This is a genomic window from Saccharothrix sp. CCNWYY140 (genome assembly GCF_037401995.1).
Classification (GTDB): Bacteria; Actinomycetota; Actinomycetes; order Mycobacteriales; family Pseudonocardiaceae; genus Actinosynnema.
This window is the reverse complement of record NZ_JBBEGC010000022.1, coordinates 1-22249: the sequence shown is the minus strand read 5'-3', so window position 1 is coordinate 22249 and position 22249 is coordinate 1. Positions and strand designations below refer to the sequence as shown.

Below are 22249 nucleotides of genomic sequence, written 5' to 3'. Positions count from 1 at the left end.
GCCGCGCGCCAAATCGGATCAACCGGAAAACCGGTGGAAGGGAAGGAGGGTCACCCTCGACACTGCGACCATGACGCTGTCGGACGGGCTGGTGCTGCGCACCGCCGAGCCGCGTGACCTCGACCAGATCGGCGCGTTGCTCACCGAGCGCGGCGAGCCCGAGGACGCCGTCGACCACCGCCTGGTGGTCGAGGACCCGGACGCCGGGTGGGAGGCGTGCGCGGTCGTCGTGGACGGTGACCGGGTGGTCTCCACCGCCACCCTGCTGGACGAGACGTTGGTCCTCGACGGCGTCGAGATCCCGGCGGGGCAGGTGGAGCTGGTCGCCACCCATCGCGACTACGAGGGTCGCGGGCTGGTGCGTGCCCTGATGGACTGGGCGCACGAGCGGTCCGCCGCGCGCGGGCAGCTCGTGCAGGTGATGTTGGGCATCCCGTACTTCTACCGGCTGTTCGGGTACACGTACGCGATCCCCATCTCGCCGGTCCGGCCCGTGGTGGGCGCGGGTGCGTCCGCCGACGGGTACACCGTGCGCGAGGCGACGTTCGACGACATCCCGACGCTGCACCGCCTCCAGGAGGCCGAGCAGGCGCGGGCGGACCTGTCGATGCCGCACTCCCTGGGGCTGTGGCGTTGGCTGATCGCGCGCGACGGCAGCACGCAGTGGCTGGTGGAGCGCGACGGCGTGCCGGTCGGCTCCGGCCGGTCCACGCCGCCGGAGGAGGGCGTGCGCCTGGCCGAGGTCGCCGTGACGGAGGCCGGTGCGGTGCAGGCGCTGCTGGCGCACACCGGTGCGACGACGGCGAACGAGCGTCCGGGCACGTTGGCCGGCGAGGCCCTGGAGCCGTTCCTGGGTCCCGCGCCGGAGGAGGCGAACTCGTACTACGTGCGCATCGCCGACCCGGTGGCGCTGCTGGACCACCTGCGCCCGGTGTTCGGCCGGCGGCTGGCCGTGTCGGAGTTCGCCGACGCGGAGGGCGAGGCCGTCGTGTCGTTCTACCGCTCCCACGTGCGCCTGCCGTTCAAGGCCGGCGAGGTGGGCGAGGTGGTGGCGGGCGGCACCATGCAGGCGCCGGGTGTGGCGGGCGGCTGCGGTGTGGCTCCGGACAAGCTGGCGTCACTGCTGTTCGGGCCGTACGGCCTGCGCGGCCTGACCGCGCGCGAGCCGGACGTCTACCCGGGACCGAACGCGGACCTGATGCACACCCTGTTCCCGCCGATCCGCTCCGACCTGATCACCTTCTACCTGCCCTGACCGCCCACTGTCTGACCGCCTACCCGTCCTGACCGCTTGCTTGTCCCGACCGACCTCAGGTGCCGTAGCCGGCGAACTCGATCCCCAGCGCCACACCGGCGAGGGCCAGCAGCACGCCGGCGCCGGTCAGCGCGCGCCGGTAGCCGGTGTCGCTGAGCCGTCGCCTGCCGCGTGCGATGAGGACGGCGATGACGACCTTGCCGCCGATGAGCATCACGTAGAAGCCGACCAGCAGAGCCACTGCCGCGCCGGCCGACGCGCGCCACGTCGTGATCGTCAGCGGACCGAGGGCGGTGGCCCAGGCGACCCACGGGTGTGGGCTGAGGAGGTTCACCAGCGCGGCGCGGCGCAGGGCGTCGCCGCCTGCCTCGGCGGAGCTGTCGAGGGTGGCGGTTCGGGCTTCGCGCACGGTCTGCACGCCGCTCCACACGACGAACACCGCGCCGACGACCCCGAGGACGCCCAGCGCCCGTGCGGGGAGTCGGTCGAGCACGAGCACGGTCACGCCGACCACGACGGCGTCCGACAGCAGGGGCGCGCACGCGGCCAACGCGCCGGCACGCCAACCCGACCGCAGCGCCGAGGTCACCACCAGCACCAACAGCGGTCCGGGGCTGATGCTCGCGGCCAAGCCGAAGGTGAGTCCCAGCCCCAGTGCGTCCACGGGCGGCAGACTAGGCGACGTGCCCGACTTCGCCGCCGTGTTGTCCACCCTGCGCCAGGTGCGCGGTCTCAGCCCGTTCTTCGCGCTCGACATCGGCCGTCCGGGCGAGGAGTGGAGGTCCGGCGCGGACTTGCTCGACGGACCCGCGCTGCCGCGGACCCTCGACGCCATCGGGGAGCGCTACCGGACGCGGGAGCGGCGGGTGGCGGCGTCGCTGTTCTTCCTCAGCTACACCGCGCGCCTGCTGTGCCCGACAGCCGCCGCGCACGCCGTCGACGGGACCGCGCCCGACATCCGACCCGACAACCTGTGGTGGCACTACGGGCCGGAGGGGCTGCGCGTGCGGATCGATCAAGCCACGCCGGGCGTCGGGATCGCCGAGTCGCTGGAGCCGGTGGTCGAGGCGGTGCGGTCGGTGGTGCCGGTGGCGAGCGGGCTGCTGTGGGGCAACGCCGCGTCCTCGATCGCCGGCGCGCTCAAGACGGTCGCGCGCAGCGGTATCGCGTCGGCGGAGCACTGCGTGGCGGTCGGCGAACGGCTGCTGTCGGAACCGCCGCTCAAGGGCTCGGGCGACTTCATCCCCTTCCCCGGCGAGGTCGCGTTCCGCCGGCGCAGCTGCTGCCTGTACTACCGCCTCGACGGCGGCGGCACCTGCGGCGACTGTCCCCTCCCGCCAAGGTGATCCACCCACGCCACTGAGGCGGCCCGCCCGCTGCCGCCCCAGCCGGCCACCCGCTCCCACGACAGCCGGCCACGCCGCCGCCCACAGCCAGCCACGCCGCCCGCAGCCAGCCACGCCGCCCGCAGCCAGCCAGGCCGCCCGCAGCCAGCCACGCCGCCCGCAGCCAGCCACGCCGCCCGCAGCCAGCCAGGCCGCCCGCAGCCAGCCAGGCCGCCCGCAGCCAGCCAGGCCGCCCGCGGCCGGCGAGGCGGCCCGCCCTCTGCCAACCACCCTTCGCGCCCTCGCGAACCACCGGCTCCCGCCCGCGCTCGCCGCAGGGCGCTGCTCCATTCGCCGAGGTGGACCGAGCGTGAGGTGGATGACAACTCGTCTGGTCGGTTGTGCCGGGGCGTTGTGGACCTTTACGGTTCCAGCGCCGCAGTGGACGGGAAGCCGGTGGGAATCCGGCGCGGTCCTCGCCACTGTGACCGGGGAGCCAACCCGCCGAGAACGTCACTGGTCGCACGGTGCGGCTGGGAAGACGCGGGGACGGTGTCGATCCGGGAGTCAGGAGACCGGCTGCGGCGCGAGTTGTTGTTGACCTTCCACGAGGTATGGAGGAGGCCGTCATGACGAGCCCCGCGCACCACCTTTCCCTTCCCATCCCCCGGTGGGCCTATGCCGTCGCGCTGGTCGCGCTGATGGTGACCTGGCTCGTCCTCCAGGAGAACGGCATCGCCCTCGGTCACGCCGCCGAGTCGCTGCACGAGTTCTTCCACGACGGGCGCCACGCGCTCGGCGTCCCGTGCCACTAGGCACCCGACCATGACCACTTACAAGGGCGTGCTGCTGCGCGGAGTCGGCGCGGGCGGCATAGCCGGATTGCTGGCGGGCCTCGTCGGGCTCGTCGTCGTGGAGGTGCCCATCCGGGCGGCGTTGGCCGTTGAGGAGGCACGTGCCGCCGCGGAACCCGCGGCGGAATCGGGCGGGCACGACCACGGCGAGCTGTTCGGCCGAGGCACTCAGATGGTCGGCGGCGTGCTGGCGGCGGTGATCGTCGGCTTGGCGATCGGCGCGTTGTTCGCCACCGCCTACGCGGGCAGCCGCCGCTGGTTCACCAACCGCCCGCCGTTCACCCGCAGCGTGACGCTGGGCGCGGCGGCGTTCGGCGCGGCGGCCCTGCTGCCCGCGGTGAAGTACCCGGCCAACCCGCCCGCGGTGGGCAACCCGGACACCGTGGACTACCGGACGCTGCTCTACCTGGGCGTCATCGCGGCGGGGTTCGTGGTGGTCTACGGGTCGAGCTACCTGGCCTCCCGCCTGACCCACCTGGCCGCGCCGGTCCGCTCGACGGTGGTGGCGCTGGCCGCGATCACCGGTGTCGTGGTGGTCCTGCTGGCCTTCCCGGCCCCGCCGGACCCGATCCCGGCGGACATGCCCAGCGACGTCCTGTGGCAGTTCCGCCTGGCGTCCCTCGCCGAAACCGCCACCCTGTGGCTGGGCCTGGGCGTGGTGTTCGGCCTGCTCACCGACCCTTCGGTGCGCAAGTCGACCGCCCGCGCGCAAGCACTGGCGGCCTGATCGGAACCCGGTCCCGGGCATTGAGCCGTCCGGGACCGGGAATCAGGCGCGCAGCGCCGCCAGCACGTCGAGGTCCACGCCGATCAGGGACTCACGGAAGATCCGCCGCTCCCCCGCCTGCACCGGCACGTCGCACGGCACGACCAGCACCGTGCAGCCCGCCGCGACAGCCGAAGACACGCCGGTCGGCGAATCCTCGATGGCGACGCAGCGAGACGCGTCCACGCCGAGCAGTCGGGCCGCCTTCAGGTACGGGTCCGGCAAAGGCTTGTTGCGGCCTTCGACCTCGTCACCGCACACGGTGGCGTCGAACAGCTCACGGCCGATGGTGTCCAGCGCGAGCTCGGTCAGCCCGCGTTCGGTCGAGGTCACCAGCGCCATCGGAACGCCCGAATCGCGCACCGCCCGCAAGGCCTCCTGAGCGCCCGGTCGCCACGGCAGTCCCGCCCGGAACACCTCCTCGGTGCGCCGCAGGATCCAGGCCGCGCCGTCCGCCGTCTCCTCCGGCGTCGGCACGATCCCGACCTCGGCGAACAGCAACGACATCGTCGTCGGCACGTTGGTCCCCACCATCGCCTGCCGGGTCGCCAGCGACAGCGTGCCGCCCAGCTTCTCGGCGAACTCGTAGAGCGGGACGTCCCACAGCTTCTCCGAGTCCAGCAGGGTGCCGTCCATGTCCCACAGCACGGCCTCGACGGTCATGCCGCCCCTCTCTCCACGACCACCCATCACGCGTTGAAGTACTTCGCCTCGGGGTGGTGCGCCACGAACGCGTCCGTCGACTGCTCCGGGTGCAGCTGCAACCCCTCCGACAGCTCGACCCCGATCCGACCGGGTTCCAGCAGGTCCACGACCTTGACCCGGTCCTCCATGTTCGGGCACGCGCCGTAGCCCAGCGAGTAGCGCGCGCCGCGGTAGCCGAGCTTGAAGAAGTCCTCGACGTCCGACGGGTCCTCCGCCGCCACCGAACCGCCGTCCGGCCAGCGCAGCTCCTCACGGATGCGGCGGTGCCAGTACTCGGCCAGCGCTTCGGTCAGCTGGACGCCCAGGCCGTGGACCTCCAGGTACTCCCGGTAGGAGTCCTTGGCGAACAGCTCGTTGGCGTAGTCGGCGATCGGCTGACCCATCGTGACCAGGTGGAACGCGATCACGTCGACCTCGCCGGCCGACCGGGGCCGCCAGAAGTCCGCCAGGCACAGCCGCCGGTCGCGCTTCTGGCGCGGGAAGGTGAACCGGGTGCGTTCCGGGGCGTCGATCGAGGGCTCCGAGAGCACCACCAGCGTGTCGTCCTCGGCCACGCACGGGAAGTAGCCGTAGACGACGGCCGCGTGCGCCAGCACGCCTTCGGTGGCCAGCCGGTCCAGCCAGTAGCGCAAGCGTGGCCGGCCCTCGGTCTCCACCAGGTCCTCGTAGGTGGGGCCGTCGCCGCGCGAGCCGCGCAGCCCCCACTGGCCCATGAAGGTGGCCCGCTCGTCCAGCATCGCCGAGTACTCGGCGACCGGCACGCCCTTGACCACCCGCGTGCCCCAGAACGGCGGCGTCGGGATCGGCACGTCCACCGCCACGTCCGACCGGCCGGACACCGGCGGCTCCTCGGGGGCGGCGGCCTTGCGGGACGCCGCGATGCGCAGCGAACGCTCGCGCCGGGCCTTGCGCTCGGCGGCCTTGCGCTCGGCCTCGGGGTCGACCAGCGGCGTCTCGCCGCGCTTGGCGGCCATGATCGCGTCCATCAGCCGCAGGCCCTCGAACGCGTCACGGGCGTAGCGGACGTCCCCCAGGTAGGTCTCGGTCAGGTCGTTCTCGACGTAAGCCCTGGTCAGAGCGGCACCGCCGAGCAGGACCGGCCACCGCGCGGCGACACCGCGCGAGTTCATCTCCTCCAGGTTCTCCTTCATGACCACCGTGGACTTGACCAGCAGACCGGACATGCCGATGGCGTCGGCGCGGTGCTCCTCGGCGGCCTCCAGGATGGCGTTGATCGGCTGCTTGATGCCGATGTTCACGACCTCGTAGCCGTTGTTGGACAGGATGATGTCCACCAGGTTCTTGCCGATGTCATGCACGTCGCCCTTGACCGTGGCCAGCACGATCCGGCCCTTGCCGCCGTCGTCCGAGCGCTCCATGTGTGGCTCCAGGTGGGCCACGGCGGTCTTCATGACCTCGGCGGACTGGAGGACGAACGGCAGCTGCATCTGGCCGGAGCCGAACAGCTCGCCGACGGTCTTCATGCCCGACAGCAGGGTGTCGTTGATGATCTGCAACGCCGGCCGCTCGCGCAGCGCCGCGTCCAGGTCGGCCTCCAGGCCGTTGCGCTCGCCGTCGACGATGCGCCGCTCCAGCCGCGCGAACAGCGGCAACGCCGCCAGCTCCTCGGCCCGCGAGGCCTTGGACGAGGACATGCTGACGCCCTCGAACAGCTCCATCAGCCGCTGCAACGGGTCGTAGCCGGGACGGCGGCGGTCGTAGACCAGGTCCAGCGCGACGGCCCGCTGCTCGTCGGGGATGCGCGCCATCGGCACGATCTTGGAGGCGTGCACGATCGCGGTGTCCAGGCCGGCCTGCACGCACTCGTGCAGGAACACCGAGTTCAGCACCTGCCGCGCGGCCGGGTTGAGGCCGAAGGACACGTTCGAGATGCCCAGCGTGGTCTGCACGTCGGGGTAGCGGCGCTTGAGCTCGCGGATCGCCTCGATGGTCTCCAGGCCGTCGCGGCGGACCTCCTCCTGGCCGGTGGAGATCGGGAAGGTCAGGCAGTCGATGATGATGTCGCTGGTCCGCACGCCCCAGTTGCGGGTCAGGTCCTCGATCAGCCGGACCGCGACGCGGACCTTCCACTCGGCGGTGCGGGCCTGGCCCTCCTCGTCGATGCACAGGCCGACGACGGCCGCGCCGTGCTCGGACACCAGCCGCATGATGCGCTGGAAGCGGGAGTCGGGGCCGTCGCCGTCCTCGTAGTTGACCGAGTTGACCGCGCACCGGCCGCCGAGGCACTCCAGGCCGGCCTGGAGGACCTCCGGCTCGGTCGAGTCCAGCATGATCGGCAACGTCGAGGCGGTGGCCAGGCGGGACGCCAGCGCGCGCATGTCCGCCGCGCCGTCGCGGCCCACGTAGTCGACGTTGAGGTCGAGCAGGTGGGCGCCGTCGCGGGTCTGGTCGCGGGCGGTCTCGACGCAGTCCTCGAACCGGTCGGCCAGCATCGCCTCGCGGAAGGCCTTGGAGCCGTTGGCGTTGGTGCGCTCGCCGATCATCAGCACGGAGGCGTCCTGGCGGAACGGCACGGCCTGGTAGAGCGACGACACGCCCGGCTCGGGGCGCGGCCTGCGGGGCGCGGGGGCCAGGTCGCGCACCGCGTCCACGACCTGCCGGACGTGCTCGGTGGTGGTGCCGCAGCAGCCGCCGACCAGGCGGACGCCGAACTCGGTGACGAACCCGGACAGCGCGGCGGCCAGTTCCTCCGGCGTCAACGGGTACACCGCACCGCGCGGCCCCAGTTCGGGCAGGCCCGCGTTGGGCATCACCGACAGCGGGATGCGGGCGTGCTTGGACAGTTGCCGCAGGTGCTCGCTCATCTCGGCGGGGCCGGTGGCGCAGTTCAGGCCGATCAGGTCGACGCCCAGCGGTTCGAGGGCGTTGAGCGCCGCGCCGATCTCCGAGCCGAGCAGCATCGTGCCGGTGGTCTCGACGGTGACCTGCGCGATGATCGGGACCGTGACGCCCTCGGCGGCCATCGCGCGCTTCGCGCCGATGACGGCGGCCTTGGTCTGGAGCAGGTCCTGGGAGGTCTCGACGATCACCACGTCCGCGCCGCCGACCAGCAGCCCGCGCACCTGCTCGACGTAGGCGTCGCGCAGCGTGGCGAACGGGGCGTGCCCGAGCGTGGGCAGCTTGGTGCCGGGGCCGACCGAACCCAAGACGAAGCGAGGACGGTTCGGTTCGGCGAACTCGTCGGCGACCTCGCGGGCCAGCGCGGCGCCCGCGCGGGACAGCTCGAAGATCCTCTCCTCGATGCCGTACTCGGCCAGGTTGGCGAGGTTCGCCCCGAAGGTGTTGGTCTCCACGGCGTCCGCGCCGGCGTCCAGGTAGCCCCGGTGGACCTGCCGCACGACGTCCGGCCTGGTCACGTTCAAGATCTCGTTGCACCCGTCGTGACCTGCGAAGTCGTCCATTGTCAGGTCGACGGCCTGGAGCATCGTGCCCATCGCGCCGTCCGCCACGACCACGCGGTCGGCCAAGGCGTCCAGGAAAGGCGACGAGACACGATCGGGCATGGGCCAAGCCTACGGCGTGGGTGCGCGCCGGTGGTCGTAGGCTGACCCGGTGACCGATCCGGACCAGGCCGCCAAGACCCCTTTCGACCCTGCGAAACCGCTCACCAACCCGATCATGGTGGCGGCGTTCGAGGGGTGGAACGACGCTGGAGACGCTGCCAGCACGGCGATCGAGCACCTCCAACTGACCTGGGACGCGCAACCGCTCGCGGAGATCGATCCGGACGACTACTACGACTTCCAGGTGACGCGCCCCACCGTCCGCATGGTGGACGGCGTCACCCGAAGGGTGGAATTCCCGACCACCCGGCTCACCGTGTGCCGCCCGCCGGGGTCCTCCACCGACGTGGTGCTCGTGCACGGCATCGAACCGAACATGCGGTGGCGGAAGTTCGCCGGCGAACTCCTGGGCCACATCGAGAACCTCGGCATCACCACCGTGGTGACCCTCGGCGCGCTGCTCATGGACACCCCGCACACCCGGCCCGTGCCCGTGACCGGCACCGCCTACGACGCGGCGGCGGCGGCCAAGTACGGGTTGGAACGTTCGAGGTACGAGGGTCCGACGGGCATCGTGGGCGTGTTCCAGGACCTGTGCGTGCAGGCGGGCGTGCCGGCGATCTCGTTCTGGGCGGCCGTGCCGCACTACGTGTCCCAGCCCCCGTCGCCGAAGGCCACCTTGGCGCTGCTGCACCGGGTGGAGGAGGTGCTGGACGTCGAGGTGCCGCTGGGCGCGCTGCCCGAGCAGGCCGAGGAGTGGGAGCGCACGGTCAGCGAGATGGCCGACGAGGACGAGGACGTGCGCAACTACGTCCGGGCGCTGGAGGAACGCGGCGACGCGGAGATCCAGATCACCGAGGCCAGCGGCGACGCCATCGCGGCGGAGTTCGAGCGCTACCTGCGCCGCCGGGGCCGCGGGCCGGGTCGGGGTCCGACCGGGCTCTGACCCGCCGTGGACCGGCGCCGACTGGCGGTCGGCGGCCTGTACGCCGGCGGGTTCCTCGGGCCGTTCGGCGGGGCGCTGACCTCGTCGGTCCTACCCGAGATCGGGGCCGACTTCGGCGTGTCCGCCGGGTCGGCCGCCGCGACCCTCACCGGGTACCTGCTGCCGTTCGCCGGGTTCATGCTGGTCTCCGGCACGCTCGGCGAACGGTGGGGCGCCCGTCGCACGGTCCGGACCGCCTACGTCGTCTACGCCGCCGCGTCCGCTCTGTGTGCCGCGTCGTGGACGTTCCCGCTGCTCATGGGCGCGCGGGCGCTGCAAGGCGCGGCCAACGCGTTCACCACGCCGCTGCTGTTGGCCGCCATCGCGGCGATCACGCCGAAGGAACGCCTGGGTCGCGCGCTGGGCGTGTTCGCGTCGATGCAGGCGGCCGGGCAGACGTCCGCGCCGCTGGTCGGAGGGCTGGCGGCCGAGGTGTCGTGGCGGTGGGCGTTCGTCGGGGCGGCGGTCGTGGCGGCGGCGTTGGCCGCGGCGGGGTTGCCGGCCGACCCGCCCAAACGGGACAAACCGAGCCTGGGCAGTGCCTGGCGACCGGCTGTGGTCCGGCTCGCGGTGGTGGGGTTCGTCGGGTGGGGGTGCCTGGGCGGGTTGAGCTTCCTGGTCGCGTTGCGGCTCGGGGACGAGTTCGGGCTCGGGTCCGGGCAGCGCGGGCTGGTGCTGACCGGGTTCGGGGTCGTCTCGATTCTGACCGCGCGGCTCACCGGGTGGCTGATCGACCACGTCGGCGCCCGCCGCTGCGTGCTGCTGGGCGCGCTGGTGGGCGCGGCGCTGCTGGCGCTGGTGGGTTTGCTGCCCAGCCTGGTCGCGGTGGGGGCGCTGTGGGCGTTGGCGGGCGCGTTCAGCCAGCAGGTGATCGTCGGGCTCAACGCCGTGGTGCTGCGGGGCGACAACCGGGGTGGCGCGGTGTCGGTGCTCCAGTCGTTCCGGTTCCTGGGCGGCGCGACCTCACCGCTGGCGTTCGTCCCGCTCTACCACCTGGACCCGGCGACGGCGTTCCTCGTGCCGTCTGCCCTGGTCGCGGCGGTCGCCCCGCCGCTGGTGGTGGCGGGGCGACCTCGGGGCGACTAGTTGATGCCGATCGGGTCGGCGCTGTGGTTGCCGGTGGTCAGGCCACCGCGCCGGCCGGTGGTGATGCCGCACAGGGCTTGCTCGCGGCGGTCGATCAGCCGAACTCACGGATCGTAAACGTGCTTTTCACCGATGGCTGAGACCCTGGCTCTATCAAGGCCGCTGACCTCTGGGACACCCACTCTGAGCAGCACCAACAGGCCCGCGCCAAGGTAGAGGGCCGCTTGCGTGTTCAACAGCGTGCTCAAGCCGAACGGGGCGGCGAGGACGCCGGCCAGCACCATGCCGAGTGCCTGGAAGCCGTCGTAGAGGCTGAGGAAGGTGGCCAGCACCCGACCACGGAGCGTGTCCGAGGTGTGGAGTTGCAGCACCGACATCATGCCCGCGCCGGCCACCACGCCCGGCGCTCCGCACACCACGAACACCGCCAGGTAGAACCCGAACGCCGTGGTCACGTGCACGCCGTTCCAGCCGGTCGCGGCGACCCCCGCGAACGCCACCAACGACCACCCCAGGAGCGACCACGCCGAGAACCGCCGCGCGAGCCACCCGACCACCGCGCCGCCAGCCAACCCGCCGATCGCCTGGACCCCGCGCAACAGGCCCACCTCGGCCTCCCCACCGCCGAGCCGGTCGGTCACGAACACCACGAACAGCACCATGAACATGCCCTGGCCGACCGCCATCAGCCCCACCACGGCGACCATCCCGCGCAACGGCCCCCGGATCGCGCGCAGCCCGTCCACCCACGCCCGCCACGGGCGCTCGGTCGCCGATCGGACCGCCTCCACCGGGAACCGCCGCACCAACAACGCCGCCGCCAGCACGAACGAGACCGCGTCCACCCACAGCACAGCCGGCAGCCCACCCCAGGCGAGCACCAGACCGCCGAGCGAGGCGCCGACCAGGCGGGAGAGGTTGGCACCCAGACCCACCAGCCCGTTGGCGGCGGCCACCTGGTCGCGCCCGACCACCTCCGGCACCAACGCGCCGCGGGAGGGTTCGAACAGCGCGGCCAGCGCCGCCTGCACCGCCATCACGACGTTGACCAGGACCAGGTCGCCGGTCAGCAGCGGCAGCAGAGCCACCGCCTGGGCCAGGGTCACGCCGAGCATGAGCCGCCGCCGGTCCCACCGGTCCGCGAGCACGCCCGCCACCGGCGACAGCACCAGGCTCGGCAGCAACGCCACCACGAACGTCGTCGCGGTCGACCCGATCGAGCCGGTGCGCTGGTAGACGTACACGGGCAGGGCGACCAGCAGCACCCAGTCCCCCACCTCCGACACGAACGCCGCGAGCAGCAGACGGCGGAACGCGGGCACCCCCAGTGGCCCGGTCACCGCGGGAACGCCCGCAGTCCGATGTGGGCCGGCCGCGCGTCCTCGGGCACGTCGGCGCGCAGCGGCGTGAGGTACGGGCGCAGGATGTCGTCGATCATGCCCAGCAGCCCGGTCAGCTCCTCGGCGGTGACGTTGACCGTGTAGCCGTGCATGGCGGCGGCCTGCCGCCACTCCTCGGGCAGGTCGTGCTGCCGGTCCAGGAACCGCTGCGCGAGCCGGTTGTCCTCGTTGAGCTGCAACGCGACCAGCGCGTCCTGCTGGGTCCGCACGGCCGGGTCGTCGTCGAACGCGCCGACGTCCAGGCCGACGTCGGTGGCCCGCCAGGGCCGTTCCCGCCCGCCGGCCGCCTCGACCCGCTCGACGAACCCGTACTTCGCCAGCTGCCGCAGGTGCCAACTGCAATTGGAGGCGGTCGAGCCGACCTCGGCGGCGCACTCGCTGGCCGTGCGCGGACCGACCGCGAGCAGGTGCTGCACCAGCGACACCCGCAACGGGTGGGCCAGCGCCTTCAACGCGTCGACGTCGGTGACCCGTCGGGGCCTGGGGAGCTCCATGCCCCGACGGTATACCTGAAAGAGTTCTTTCGAAAGACTTCTTTCAACCGATGTCGCGCCGCCGGAACCCGCCGATCCCGACCGCCACGAAGGCCGCCGCCACGACGGTGAGCCACACCAGCGGCGTCGCAGCGAGGTCCGCGCCGGGCACCTTCGGGATGTGCGTGAACGGCGAGAGGTCCAGCGCCCACTGGTCCAGGTCCAGCAGTGGCCCGAGCTGGCCGAGCACCAAGAACGCCACCAGGAACGCCCAGCTCATCGACGCGAGCTTGGGGAACAGCCCGAACAGCAGCAGCGCGATGCCCGCGACCACCCACACGGCGGGCACGTGCGCCAGCGCCGACCCGACCAGGCGCGCGACCTGTCCACCCACGTCGCCGACCCGAGCGCCGTGCACGAGCCCCGCGCCCAGACCCGCGGCGGCCAGCACCACGGCCACGCCCAGCGTCGCGAACACGACGTGACTCGCCACCCAGGACAGCCGCCGCACGGAGGTGGCCAGCACGGGTTCGGCGCGGAAGTCGGCCTCCTCGGCACGCAGCCGCAGGACCGCCTGCACCACGTAGATCGCGCTGAACAAGCCGATGATGCCCAGGATCGAGGCCAGGTAGACGTCCACGATCTGCCCGGACCCGCCCAGCTGGGACATCACCTTCTCCAGCGCCGGGTTGGCCTTGAGCATGTCCTCGACGGCCCGCGCGACCGCCCCGTAGACCGCGCCCAGCACGAACAGGCTCAGCGTCCAGCCCAGCAGCATCCCCCGCTGCAACCGCCAGGCCAGGCCGAACGCGCTGCCCAGCGACGCCGGGGCGCGCGCCGGTCCGAGGCGCGTGGGCAGCAGGCCGGCGGTCAGGTCGCGCCCCGCCACCAGCACCGCCGCCGCGCCCACCAGCACCACGGTGAGCAGAACCGACAACCCCAGCACCCACCAGCGATCGTCCGCGAACGCCTGCACCAACTCGACCCACCCCAGCGGTGACAGCCAGGTCAGCCACTGCGGACCCGCGTCGCCGGCCGCGTCGCCCACCGCGCGCAGCAGGTAGGCCACCCCCAGCACGCCGCCCGCGATGGCGTTGCCGGTGCGGGAGCTCTCGGTGAGCTGCGCGGCGACCGCGCCGACCCCGGTGAACACCCACCCGGCGGAGGTGAACGCCAGACCGAGCGCGAACGAGCCGGACGCGCCCTCACCCAGCCCGATCAGACCCACCGCGATCAGCACGCCGATGAGCAGGCTCGCCAACGCCGACAGCAGCACGGCGGCGGCCAGCGGCGCGTGCCGCCCGGTGACCGTGGACCCGATGAGCTCCAGCCGACCGGTCTCCTCCTCGGCGCGGGTGTGCCGGGTGACCAGGAACATCGCCATCAGCGCGATGAGCAGCGCGCCGAACACGCCCCACCGCCAGGCGAGGATGCCGCCGATGGTGGTGTAGTCGTAGATCGGGCCGAGCATGGCCAGGAAGGCCGGGTTGGAACCGGCCGTCACTCCGATCTGCTGCCGCAGCGCCTCCGTGCCGTACAGCTCGCCCATCGCGGAGGCGGTGGACAGCGTGATGCCGACCAGGCCGATCACCCAGACCGGCAACAAGAGCCGGTCGCGCCGCAGCGCCAGCCGGAGCAGGGCGAGGGTGCCGGTCATGACGACACCTTCGGCGTCTCGTCCTCGTAGTGGCGCAGGAACAGCTCTTCCAACGTCGGCGGCTGGCTGGTCAACGTCCGCACACCCGAGGACACCAACGCGCGCAACGCCTGGTCGAGGTGGTCGGTGTCCACTTCGAACCGGACCCGCTGCCCGTCGACCTTCAGGTCGTGCACCCCGGGCAGGGCCGCCAGGCCGTTGGGCGCGCCGGCGAGTTCGGCGGACACGCTGGTGCGGGTCAGGTGCCGCAACTCGGCCAGCGTGCCGGACTCGACCGTGCGGCCGTTGCGGATGATGCTGACCCGGTCGCACAGCGCCTCGACCTCGGCCAGGATGTGGCTGGACAGCAGCACGGTCCGCCGGCCGCGCTCCTCCTCGACCGCCTCCTGGAAGACCGCCTCCATCAGCGGGTCCAGCCCGGACGTCGGCTCGTCCAGGATGAGCAGTTCGACGTCCGAGGCCAGCGCCGCGACCAGCGCCACCTTCTGCCGGTTGCCCTTGGAGTAGGTGCGGCCCTTCTTGCGCGGGTCCAGTTCGAACCGGTCGAGCAGCACCTTGCGGCGCTTCTCGTCCAGGCCGCCGCGCAGCCGGCCGAGCAGGTCGATGACCTCGCCGCCGGTCAGGTTCGGCCACAGGCTGACGTCGCCGGGCACGTAGGCCAGGCGGCGGTGCAGGGCCGCCGCGTCCCGCCACGGGTCGCCGCCCAGCAGGGTGGCGGTGCCGGCGTCGGCGCGCAGCAGTCCCAACAGGACCCGGATGGTGGTCGACTTGCCCGACCCGTTGGGGCCGAGGAAGCCGTGCACCTCCCCCTCGCGGACGGTCAGGTCCAACCCGTCCAGTGCTCGTGTCGGGCCGAAGGTCTTGACCAGGCCCGACACGGATATCGCAGCTGTCATGGGCGGTAAGTTACAGTCGATTCACAAACTCGTGAAGTTAAGGAAGCGTATAAACTGCCACCCGTTCGTGGCGGCGGAAGGCAGGATGCGGCGGTGACCCAGGTGAGTGAGCGGGACGAACAGGCGGTGCTGCGCTTCATCGAACGCTTCGCGGCGGCCTTCGCCGAGTCGGGCATGCCGAGGATGCCCGCGCGCGTGTTCGTCGCCCTGCTCGCCTCCGACGAGGGCACGTGCACCGCCGCCGAGCTGGCCGACCTGCTGCGGGTCTCCCCCGCCGCGATCTCCGGCGCCGTGCGCTACCTGACCCAGATCGGCCTGGTCAGCCGCGAGCGCGAGACCGGCACCCGCCGGGACGTCTACCGGGTCTACGACGACGTCTGGTACGAGGCGATCTTCCGCCGCGACCAGCAGCTGGCCCGCTGGGAGGGACCGCTGAAGGAGGGCATCGAGGTGCTCGGCGGCGACTCGGCGGCCGGTCGGCGCATCGAGGAGACCCTCGCGTTCTTCCAGTTCTTCCACCAGGAGCTGTCCGGGATGCTCGAACGGTGGCGGGTCTACCGCGACGAGCGCTTTAACTCCTGACCGTGAACCTGTTTACCTGCGGTTTCACTCTTTCGAGTGGTGTTGGCGGCACCCTGATTACGCCGTGCGGCGCTGTTCGCCGCCGGGTTTTGTCCCGACCATGCATGTGACCAGGTCGGCTTCACCCCGTTCGCGCGAACGTCCCCAACCCTGCACCGCTCCTCCGTCCGGCTCACCAGCCGAGACGGACGAGCGACCCTGCCCTTAGGGAGAACCCTGCTATGGGAGACGCCCGCACCACCAGAAGGACGGCCGTGCTCGGCCTGGCCGGCATAACAGCCGTGACCCTCGCGTTCGGCAACGTCGGCGTGGCCTCGGCCGAGGCCGACGTGCTGGCCGCGGACCGCGCCGACGCCATCGCCGGCTCGTACGTCGTGGTCCTGCGCGACGGCGCCTCGCCCCGCTCCGCCTCGGCGGACACCGCGAGCGCCCTGGTCGGCAAGTACGGCGGCAAGGTCCAGGTCGCCTGGCAGCACGCCCTCAACGGCTTCCACGCCACGGACCTGTCGGCCACCCAGGCGCGCCGGCTCGCCGCCGACCCGCGCGTGCAGTACGTGCAGGCCGACCTGCCGATCCACCTCACCGGGACGCAGACCAACCCGCCGTCGTGGGGCCTGGACCGCATCGACCAGCAGAACCTGCCGCTGGACAGCAGCTACACCTACCCGAACACGGCGAGCAACGTCCGCGCCTACATCATCGACACGGGCATCCGGACCACCCACCAGGACTTCGGCGGGCGCGCCACCTGGGGCACCAACACCGTCGACAGCAACAACACCGACTGCAACGGCCACGGCACCCACGTGGCGGGCACCGTCGGCGGCACCGCGCACGGCGTGGCCAAGGAGGTCAAGCTCATCGCGGTGAAGGTGCTCAACTGCCAGGGCTCCGGCACCACCGCGGGCGTCGTCAACGGCGTCAACTGGGTGACCCAGAACGCCGTCAAGCCGGCCGTGGCGAACATGTCGCTGGGCGGCGGCGCGGACACCGCGCTGGACAACGCGGTGCGCAACTCGGTCGCGGCGGGCATCACCTACGCCGTCGCGTCGGGCAACTCCAACGCCAACGCGTGCAACTACTCGCCGGCGCGGGTGGCCGAGGCGATCAGCACCAACGCGTCCACCAACACCGACGCGCGGGCGTCGTTCTCCAACTTCGGCACCTGCACGGACATCTTCGCGCCGGGCCAGAACATCACGTCGGCGTGGCACACCAGCGACTCGGCGACCAACACCATCTCCGGCACGTCGATGGCCTCGCCGCACGTGGCGGGCGCGGCGGCGCTGTACCTGTCGAGCAACCCGACCGCGACCCCCTCGGCCGTGGAGACCGCGCTGGTGAACGCGGCCACCTCGGGCAAGATCACCAGCCCCGGCACGGGCTCGCCGAACAAGCTGCTGTTCGTCGGCGGCGGCACCCCGAGCGGCCCTTCGGTGAACAACCCGGGCAACCAGAACGGCACGGTGGGCACGGCGGTCAACCTGACCGTGACGGCCTCCGGCGGCACCCCGCCGTACACGTTCGCCTTCTCGGGCCTGCCGGCCGGCCTGACCGGCGCGTCCAACGGCACGGTCTCCGGCACCCCCACCACCGCGGGCACCTACAACGTGACCGTGACCGTGACGGACTCGGCGTCGCGCACCGGTAGCGCCACCTTCACGTGGACCATCCGCGAGCCCGGCACCGGCTGCGACCCGGTGACCAACGGCACGGACGTGGCGATCGGCGACTTCTCCGACGTCAACAGCCCGATCTCGCTCAACTGCGCGGGCACCGCCTCGTCGACCACGCAGGTGACGGTCAGCATCGTGCACACCTACATCGGCGACCTGATCGTCGACCTGGTGGCGCCGGACGGCACCGTCTACAACCTGCACAACCGCGCTGGCGGCAGTGCGGACAACATCAACCGCACCTACACGGTGAACGCCTCCTCGGAGACGGCCGCCGGCACCTGGAAGCTGCGCGTTCGCGACCAGGCCGCCATCGACACCGGCCGCATCGACAGCTGGACGCTGGACGTGTGACCCGGGCTTGACCCCAGCTTCACCGGAAAGGCCGTCCGCTCCTCACGCGGGCGGCCTTTCCGCAGGTCTAGGTCATGAAAGGCCCGCGAAGACATCGGTCAGCACCGGACCGTCGTGGGCCGGCCAGGCGATGACGTGCCACTCGCGGCTCACGCGGCGTTCCCACTGATCGGTGTTGTCGGGGTCGTCGGACATCACGTGCAGTTGGCTGCGGTGTTCGCGCAGGCCGGCGACGATGCGGGAGGCGACCGGGCGGCAGTCCACCGCCACGCCGATCGTTCGAACGGCACGTCCGCCAGCCCGCCGTCCGGAAAGCCCAGCCACTCGTGCCGGTCGGGCACCCGGCCCACCGCCCGCCACGCCGCCGCGCACTCGGCCCGCCGCACCGCGCCCAGGGTCTCCCACGTGGCCGGGAAGCCCTCGCGGATGTCCCCGGCCTCGCCGTCTGTCGCGTGGACCAGCACGAACCGGAAGTCCGGGTCGCGTGCATGCAAGGCGACCGTGCCCGCCGCGCCGTAGGCGTCGTCGTCGGGGTGGGCGACCACGTACGCGAACGTCGGCATGGCGGCCAGGGTGGCACCGGCGGCGCCACCCGACCACCGGAGGACCTACAGCTCCACGCCCAGCAGGGCGTCCACGGCGTCGCGGAACAGGCCCGGGGCCGACTCGTCGGAACCACCCGACGACAGCGCCGCGTCCGCCCACGCGTCCAGCGCCGTCAAGGCCGAGGGCGTGTCGAGGTCGTTGCCCAGGTGGTCACGCAGGCGGGCCACGGTGTCCACCGCGGACGGACCGGACGACAAAGCCGCCGCCCGACGCCAGGTGTCCAGGCGCGCGTTGGCCGCCGCCAGCAACTCGTCGCTCCACGGCCGGTCGCTGCGGTAGTGGCCGGCGAACAGCGCGAGCCGGATCGCGCCCGGGTCGACGTGCTGCGCGCGCAGCTTCGACACGAACACCAGGTTGCCGCGCGACTTGGACATCTTCTCGCCGTCCAGGCCGATCATGCCCGCGTGCACGTAGTGCCGCGCGAACGGGTGCTCCCCGGTCAGCGCCTCGGCGTGCGCGGCGCTGAACTCGTGGTGCGGGAAGATCAGGTCCGAGCCGCCGCCCTGCACGTCGAAGCCCGCGCCCAGGCGGTTCAACGCGATGGCGCTGCACTCGATGTGCCAGCCCGGACGCCCGTCGCCCAGCTCCGAGGGCCACGACGGTTCGCCCGGTCGAGCGACGCGCCACAGCAGGGCGTCCAGCGGGTGGCGCTTGCCGGCGCGGTCCGGGTCGCCGCCGCGCTCGGCGAAGTACCGCGACATCGTCTCCACGTCGTAGTTCGACTCGTAGCCGAACCGGCCGGTCGCCGCGTGGTCGAAGTACACGTCCGGGTACTGCGGGTCGTCCACCCGGTAGGCGGCGCCGTCGGCGAGCAGCTTCGCCACCGCCTCCACCACCTCGGGGATCGACTCGACGGCCCCGACGTACTGGCGGGGCGGCAGCACCCGCAGCGCCACCATGTCCTCGCGGAACAGGGCGGTCTCGCGCATGCCCAGGACCACCCAGTCGTCCTGGTCGCGCTCCGCCCGCTCCAGCAGCGGGTCGTCGATGTCGGTGACGTTCTGCACATAGTGCACGTCGTGGCCGTTGTCCAGCCACACCCGGTGCACCAGGTCGAAGGTCAGGTAGGTCGCGGCGTGGCCCAGGTGGGTCGCGTCGTAGGGGGTGATGCCGCAGACGTACAGCCTGGCGGTGTCACCGGGGGCGGTCGGTCGGACCTCGCCGGTGGCCGTGTCGTGCAGCCGCAGCGGGCGCGGCTCGCCCGCGAGGCGCGGGACTGGGATCGATGACCAGGTCTGCATGGGATCGACCCTAACCCGAGCGGCCAAGCGGACGTCCGCCTGGCGGGACTGGCGGGCGTACCCTGAACAGCACCTGGTCGTGGGAGATGATCGCGATGATCCTCGACATCGTCATCGGCGTCCTCGGGCTGGCCGCGCTGGGCCTGGCGTCCTCGGCCCGCGTGATCAAGCAGTTCGAGCAAGGCCTGGTGTTCCGGTTCGGGCGCGTGCAGCAGGCGCCGCGGGGGCCGGGGTTGACCATGATCGTGCCGGGCGTGGACCGGCTCAAGAAGGTGAACCTCCAAATCGTCACCCTGCCCATCCCGGCGCAGGACGGCATCACCCGCGACAACGTCACCGTCCGGGTGGACGCGGTCGTGTACTTCAAGGTCGTGGACCCGGTGCGGGCGGTCGTCACGGTCGAGGACTACCGGTTCGCCATGCTCCAGGTCGCGCAGACCTCCCTGCGCTCGATCATCGGCAAGAGCGAGCTGGACGACCTGCTGTCCAACCGGGAGCGGCTCAACCAGGGCCTGGAGTTGATGATCGACAACCCGGCCGTGTCGTGGGGCATCGACATCGACCGGGTGGAGATCAAGGACGTCGCCCTGCCCGAGAGCATGAAGCGGTCCATGTCGCGGCAGGCGGAGGCCGAGCGCGAGCGGCGCGCCCGCGTCATCACCGCCGACGGCGAGTTGCAGGCCTCGCTGAAGCTGTCCGAGGCGGCGGCCCGCATGGCCGACACGCCCGCCGCGCTCCAACTGCGGCTCCTCCAGACCATCGTCGAGGTGGCCGCGGAGAAGAACTCGACCCTGGTGCTGCCCTTCCCGGTCGAGCTGCTGAGGTTCCTCGAACGCGCGTCGGACCACATCACGCAGCAGGTCACACCGGGTGAGCCGGAGCCGGAACCCGAGCAGCTGCCCGGCTGAGCGATTGCCGGTACGCCCCGGCGGGTGGACCATGAGACCGGCTCCCGGGACCACCGTCGGACGAGGGAGGCGGTCATGACCGCGCTCAAGCCGGAACCCGTCATCACCCATCCGGGTGCCGCCCGCCGACGCCCCAAGGGCGCCGCGCTGCTCGCGCTGTTCAAGACCACCGACCCGAAGCAGATCGGGCTGCTCTACCTGACCACGTCGTTCGCGTTCTTCATGATCGGCGGCCTGATGGCGCTGCTCATCCGGGGCGAGCTGGCGCGGCCGGGGCTCCAGTTCCTGTCGACCGAGCAGTACAACCAGCTGTTCACCATGCACGGCACGATCATGCTGCTGCTGTACGCGACGCCGATCCTGTTCGGGTTCGCCAACTACATCCTGCCGCTCCAGATCGGCGCGCCGGACGTCGCGTTCCCGCGCCTGAACGCCTTCTCGTACTGGCTGTTCCTGTTCGGCGGCACGATGGTGGTCGCGAGCTTCATGACCCCCGGCGGCGCGGCCGACTTCGGCTGGACCGCCTACACCCCGCTGACCTCGGCCGTGCACTCCCCCGGCGTGGGCGCGGACCTGTGGATCATGGGCCTGGCGGTGTCCGGCCTGGGCACCATCCTCGGCGGCGTGAACATGGCGACCACGGTGTGCTGCCTGCGCGCGCCCGGCATGACCATGTTCCGGATGCCGATCTTCACCTGGAACATCTTCGTCACCAGCATCCTGATCCTGCTGGCCTTCCCGATCCTCACCGCGGCGCTGATGGGCCTGGCCGCCGACCGCCACCTGGGCGCGCACGTGTTCGACCCGGCCAACGGCGGCGTGATCCTGTGGCAGCACCTGTTCTGGTTCTTCGGCCACCCCGAGGTGTACATCGTCGCGCTGCCGTTCTTCGGCATCGTCAGCGAGATCTTCCCGGTGTTCAGCCGCAAACCGCTGTTCGGCTACAAGGGGTTGGTGTTCGCCACCTTCGCCATCGCCGCGCTGTCGGTGGCGGTGTGGGCGCACCACATGTTCGCCACCGGGGCCGTCCTGCTGCCGTTCTTCTCGCTGATGACGTTCCTGATCGCCGTGCCGACCGGCATCAAGTTCTTCAACTGGATCGGCACCATGTGGCGGGGCCAGCTGTCGTTCGAGACACCGATGCTGTTCAGCGTCGGCTTCCTGATCACGTTCCTGCTGGGCGGCCTGACCGGCATCCTGCTCGCCTCGCCCCCGGTGGACTTCCACGTGACGGACACCTACTTCGTGGTCGCCCACTTCCACTACGTGCTGTTCGGCACGATCGTGTTCGCCACCTACGCCGGCATCTACTTCTGGTTCCCGAAGATGACCGGCCGAATGCTCAACGAGCCACTGGGCAAACTGCACTTCTGGACCACGTTCATCGGCTTCCACCTGACGTTCCTCATCCAGCACTGGCTGGGCAACATCGGCTTCCCCCGCCGCTACGCGGACTACCTGCCCGGCGACGGCTTCACCACGATGAACACCATCTCCACCATCGGCGCATTCCTGCTGGGCGCCTCGGTCCTGCCCTTCGTGTGGAACGTCTTCCGCAGCTACCGCTTCGGCGACCCGGCCAACGCCGACGACCCGTGGGGCTTCGGCAACTCCCTGGAGTGGGCAACCTCCTCCCCTCCGCCCCGACACAACTTCACCGAACTCCCCCGCATCCGCTCGGAACGCCCCGCGTTCGAACTGCACTACCCGCACATGGTGGAACGGATGCGGGAGGAGGCGCACTTCTCGATCACCAAGCCCGGCAAGCACCGGGTGCAGCCCGATGTGGCCACGGAGAAGGCCTTGGCGTCGACCGACAGAGACATCAAAACCACCGACAAGGACGACCAGGACTGACCGCTAGCGGACACCCAGCTTCTGGCGCGCGCAGCGCGGTCTTCGCGCGCGGAGCGCGCGGTAGGTGTTACCTACAAGTGGAGGGCCTCGGTTCCCCCA

The 22249-nt window shown here is 71.6% G+C and carries 20 protein-coding genes and 1 riboswitch; of the genes, 10 read left to right on the top strand and 10 right to left on the bottom strand.

Annotation, left to right across the window (positions count from 1 at the left end):
• Positions 1-70 precede the first annotated feature (70 nt).
• Entirely contained in the window at positions 71-1255 is a 1185-nt protein-coding gene (locus tag WBN91_RS13585) for a GNAT family N-acetyltransferase (protein WP_337724297.1), read from the top strand.
• A 55-nt stretch (positions 1256-1310) separates the two neighbouring features.
• Here WBN91_RS13585 and WBN91_RS13580 read toward each other — a convergent pair whose 3' ends face one another.
• The gene (locus WBN91_RS13580; RefSeq protein ID WP_337724296.1) at positions 1311-1919 is read right to left on the bottom strand and encodes a LysE family translocator; all 609 of its coding nucleotides are present in this window, start codon (positions 1917-1919) and stop codon (positions 1311-1313) included.
• A gap of 19 nt (positions 1920-1938) precedes the next feature.
• On the opposite strand from WBN91_RS13580, the gene WBN91_RS13575 reads away from it, so the two are divergent.
• The 3 genes from WBN91_RS13575 to WBN91_RS13565 all read left to right on the top strand — a co-directional run bounded on the left by WBN91_RS13575 (position 1939) and on the right by WBN91_RS13565 (position 4161).
• Positions 1939-2601, top strand: a complete 663-nt coding sequence (locus tag WBN91_RS13575) for a (2Fe-2S)-binding protein (RefSeq protein ID WP_337724295.1) — start codon at positions 1939-1941, stop codon at positions 2599-2601.
• A 401-nt stretch (positions 2602-3002) separates the two neighbouring features.
• A riboswitch (cobalamin riboswitch) is annotated at positions 3003-3178 on the top strand.
• Positions 3179-3209: 31 nt separating this feature from the next.
• Complete coding sequence (locus tag WBN91_RS13570; RefSeq protein ID WP_337724294.1) at positions 3210-3395, top strand: CbtB-domain containing protein; 186 nt, start codon at positions 3210-3212, stop codon at positions 3393-3395.
• 10 nt (positions 3396-3405) lie between these two features.
• Entirely contained in the window at positions 3406-4161 is a 756-nt protein-coding gene (locus WBN91_RS13565; RefSeq protein ID WP_337724293.1) for a CbtA family protein, read from the top strand.
• A 42-nt stretch (positions 4162-4203) separates the two neighbouring features.
• Here WBN91_RS13565 and WBN91_RS13560 read toward each other — a convergent pair whose 3' ends face one another.
• Complete coding sequence (locus tag WBN91_RS13560) at positions 4204-4863, bottom strand: HAD family hydrolase (RefSeq protein WP_337724292.1); 660 nt, start codon at positions 4861-4863, stop codon at positions 4204-4206.
• A 26-nt stretch (positions 4864-4889) separates the two neighbouring features.
• Positions 4890-8429, bottom strand: coding sequence for a methionine synthase (metH, locus tag WBN91_RS13555; protein ID WP_337724291.1), 3540 nt, complete (start codon positions 8427-8429; stop codon positions 4890-4892).
• Between the two features lie 49 nt (positions 8430-8478).
• On the opposite strand from metH, the gene WBN91_RS13550 reads away from it, so the two are divergent.
• Both WBN91_RS13550 and WBN91_RS13545 read left to right on the top strand, forming a co-directional pair.
• Positions 8479-9375 (top strand): PAC2 family protein, encoded by an 897-nt coding sequence (locus WBN91_RS13550; RefSeq protein ID WP_337724290.1) that lies wholly within the window; start codon positions 8479-8481, stop codon positions 9373-9375.
• 6 nt (positions 9376-9381) lie between these two features.
• On the top strand, positions 9382-10500 hold the full coding sequence (locus tag WBN91_RS13545; protein WP_337724289.1) for an MFS transporter: 1119 nt from the start codon (positions 9382-9384) through the stop codon (positions 10498-10500).
• Positions 10501-10604: 104 nt separating this feature from the next.
• On the opposite strand, the gene WBN91_RS13540 is transcribed toward WBN91_RS13545, so the two are convergent.
• From WBN91_RS13540 to WBN91_RS13525, 4 genes are read right to left on the bottom strand one after another with little or no spacing between them, the layout of a single operon-like run.
• Entirely contained in the window at positions 10605-11840 is a 1236-nt protein-coding gene (locus WBN91_RS13540) for an MFS transporter (RefSeq protein ID WP_337724288.1), read from the bottom strand.
• Positions 11837-12394 carry an ArsR/SmtB family transcription factor gene (locus WBN91_RS13535; protein ID WP_337724287.1) on the bottom strand — a complete coding sequence of 186 codons (558 nt, stop codon included), beginning with the start codon at positions 12392-12394 and terminating at the stop codon, positions 11837-11839. The genes WBN91_RS13540 and WBN91_RS13535 overlap by 4 nt, the downstream gene beginning before the upstream one ends.
• Before the next feature lie 43 nt (positions 12395-12437).
• Positions 12438-14030 (bottom strand): ABC transporter permease, encoded by a 1593-nt coding sequence (locus WBN91_RS13530; RefSeq protein ID WP_337724286.1) that lies wholly within the window; start codon positions 14028-14030, stop codon positions 12438-12440.
• Positions 14027-14926, bottom strand: coding sequence for an ABC transporter ATP-binding protein (locus WBN91_RS13525; RefSeq protein ID WP_337724285.1), 900 nt, complete (start codon positions 14924-14926; stop codon positions 14027-14029). Before WBN91_RS13525 ends, WBN91_RS13530 begins: the two co-directional genes overlap by 4 nt.
• Positions 14927-15019: 93 nt before the next feature.
• On the opposite strand from WBN91_RS13525, the gene WBN91_RS13520 reads away from it, so the two are divergent.
• Positions 15020-15508 (top strand): GbsR/MarR family transcriptional regulator, encoded by a 489-nt coding sequence (locus WBN91_RS13520; protein ID WP_337724284.1) that lies wholly within the window; start codon positions 15020-15022, stop codon positions 15506-15508.
• A 221-nt stretch (positions 15509-15729) separates the two neighbouring features.
• Complete coding sequence (locus WBN91_RS13515) at positions 15730-17538, top strand: S8 family peptidase (RefSeq protein WP_337724283.1); 1809 nt, start codon at positions 15730-15732, stop codon at positions 17536-17538.
• Positions 17539-17610: 72 nt separating this feature from the next.
• Here the strand turns inward: WBN91_RS13515 and WBN91_RS13510 are convergent, their stop codons facing one another.
• Genes WBN91_RS13510 through mshC form a run of 3 tightly spaced genes read right to left on the bottom strand, consistent with a single transcriptional unit; the run spans position 17611 to position 19385 of the window.
• On the bottom strand, positions 17611-17733 hold the full coding sequence (locus tag WBN91_RS13510; protein ID WP_337724282.1) for a hypothetical protein: 123 nt from the start codon (positions 17731-17733) through the stop codon (positions 17611-17613).
• Positions 17733-18101, bottom strand: a complete 369-nt coding sequence (locus tag WBN91_RS13505) for a PIG-L deacetylase family protein (protein WP_337724281.1) — start codon at positions 18099-18101, stop codon at positions 17733-17735. The genes WBN91_RS13510 and WBN91_RS13505 overlap by 1 nt, the downstream gene beginning before the upstream one ends.
• 45 nt (positions 18102-18146) lie before the next feature.
• On the bottom strand, positions 18147-19385 hold the full coding sequence (gene mshC / locus WBN91_RS13500) for a cysteine--1-D-myo-inosityl 2-amino-2-deoxy-alpha-D-glucopyranoside ligase (RefSeq protein WP_337724280.1): 1239 nt from the start codon (positions 19383-19385) through the stop codon (positions 18147-18149).
• A gap of 95 nt (positions 19386-19480) precedes the next feature.
• Between mshC and WBN91_RS13495 the strand changes: the two genes are divergently transcribed.
• Both WBN91_RS13495 and ctaD read left to right on the top strand, forming a co-directional pair.
• Positions 19481-20293: a slipin family protein gene (locus tag WBN91_RS13495; RefSeq protein WP_337724279.1), complete on the top strand. Its 813-nt coding sequence runs from the start codon at positions 19481-19483 to the stop codon at positions 20291-20293.
• A gap of 75 nt (positions 20294-20368) precedes the next feature.
• Complete coding sequence (gene ctaD, locus WBN91_RS13490; protein ID WP_337724278.1) at positions 20369-22150, top strand: aa3-type cytochrome oxidase subunit I; 1782 nt, start codon at positions 20369-20371, stop codon at positions 22148-22150.
• Positions 22151-22249 lie beyond the last annotated feature (99 nt).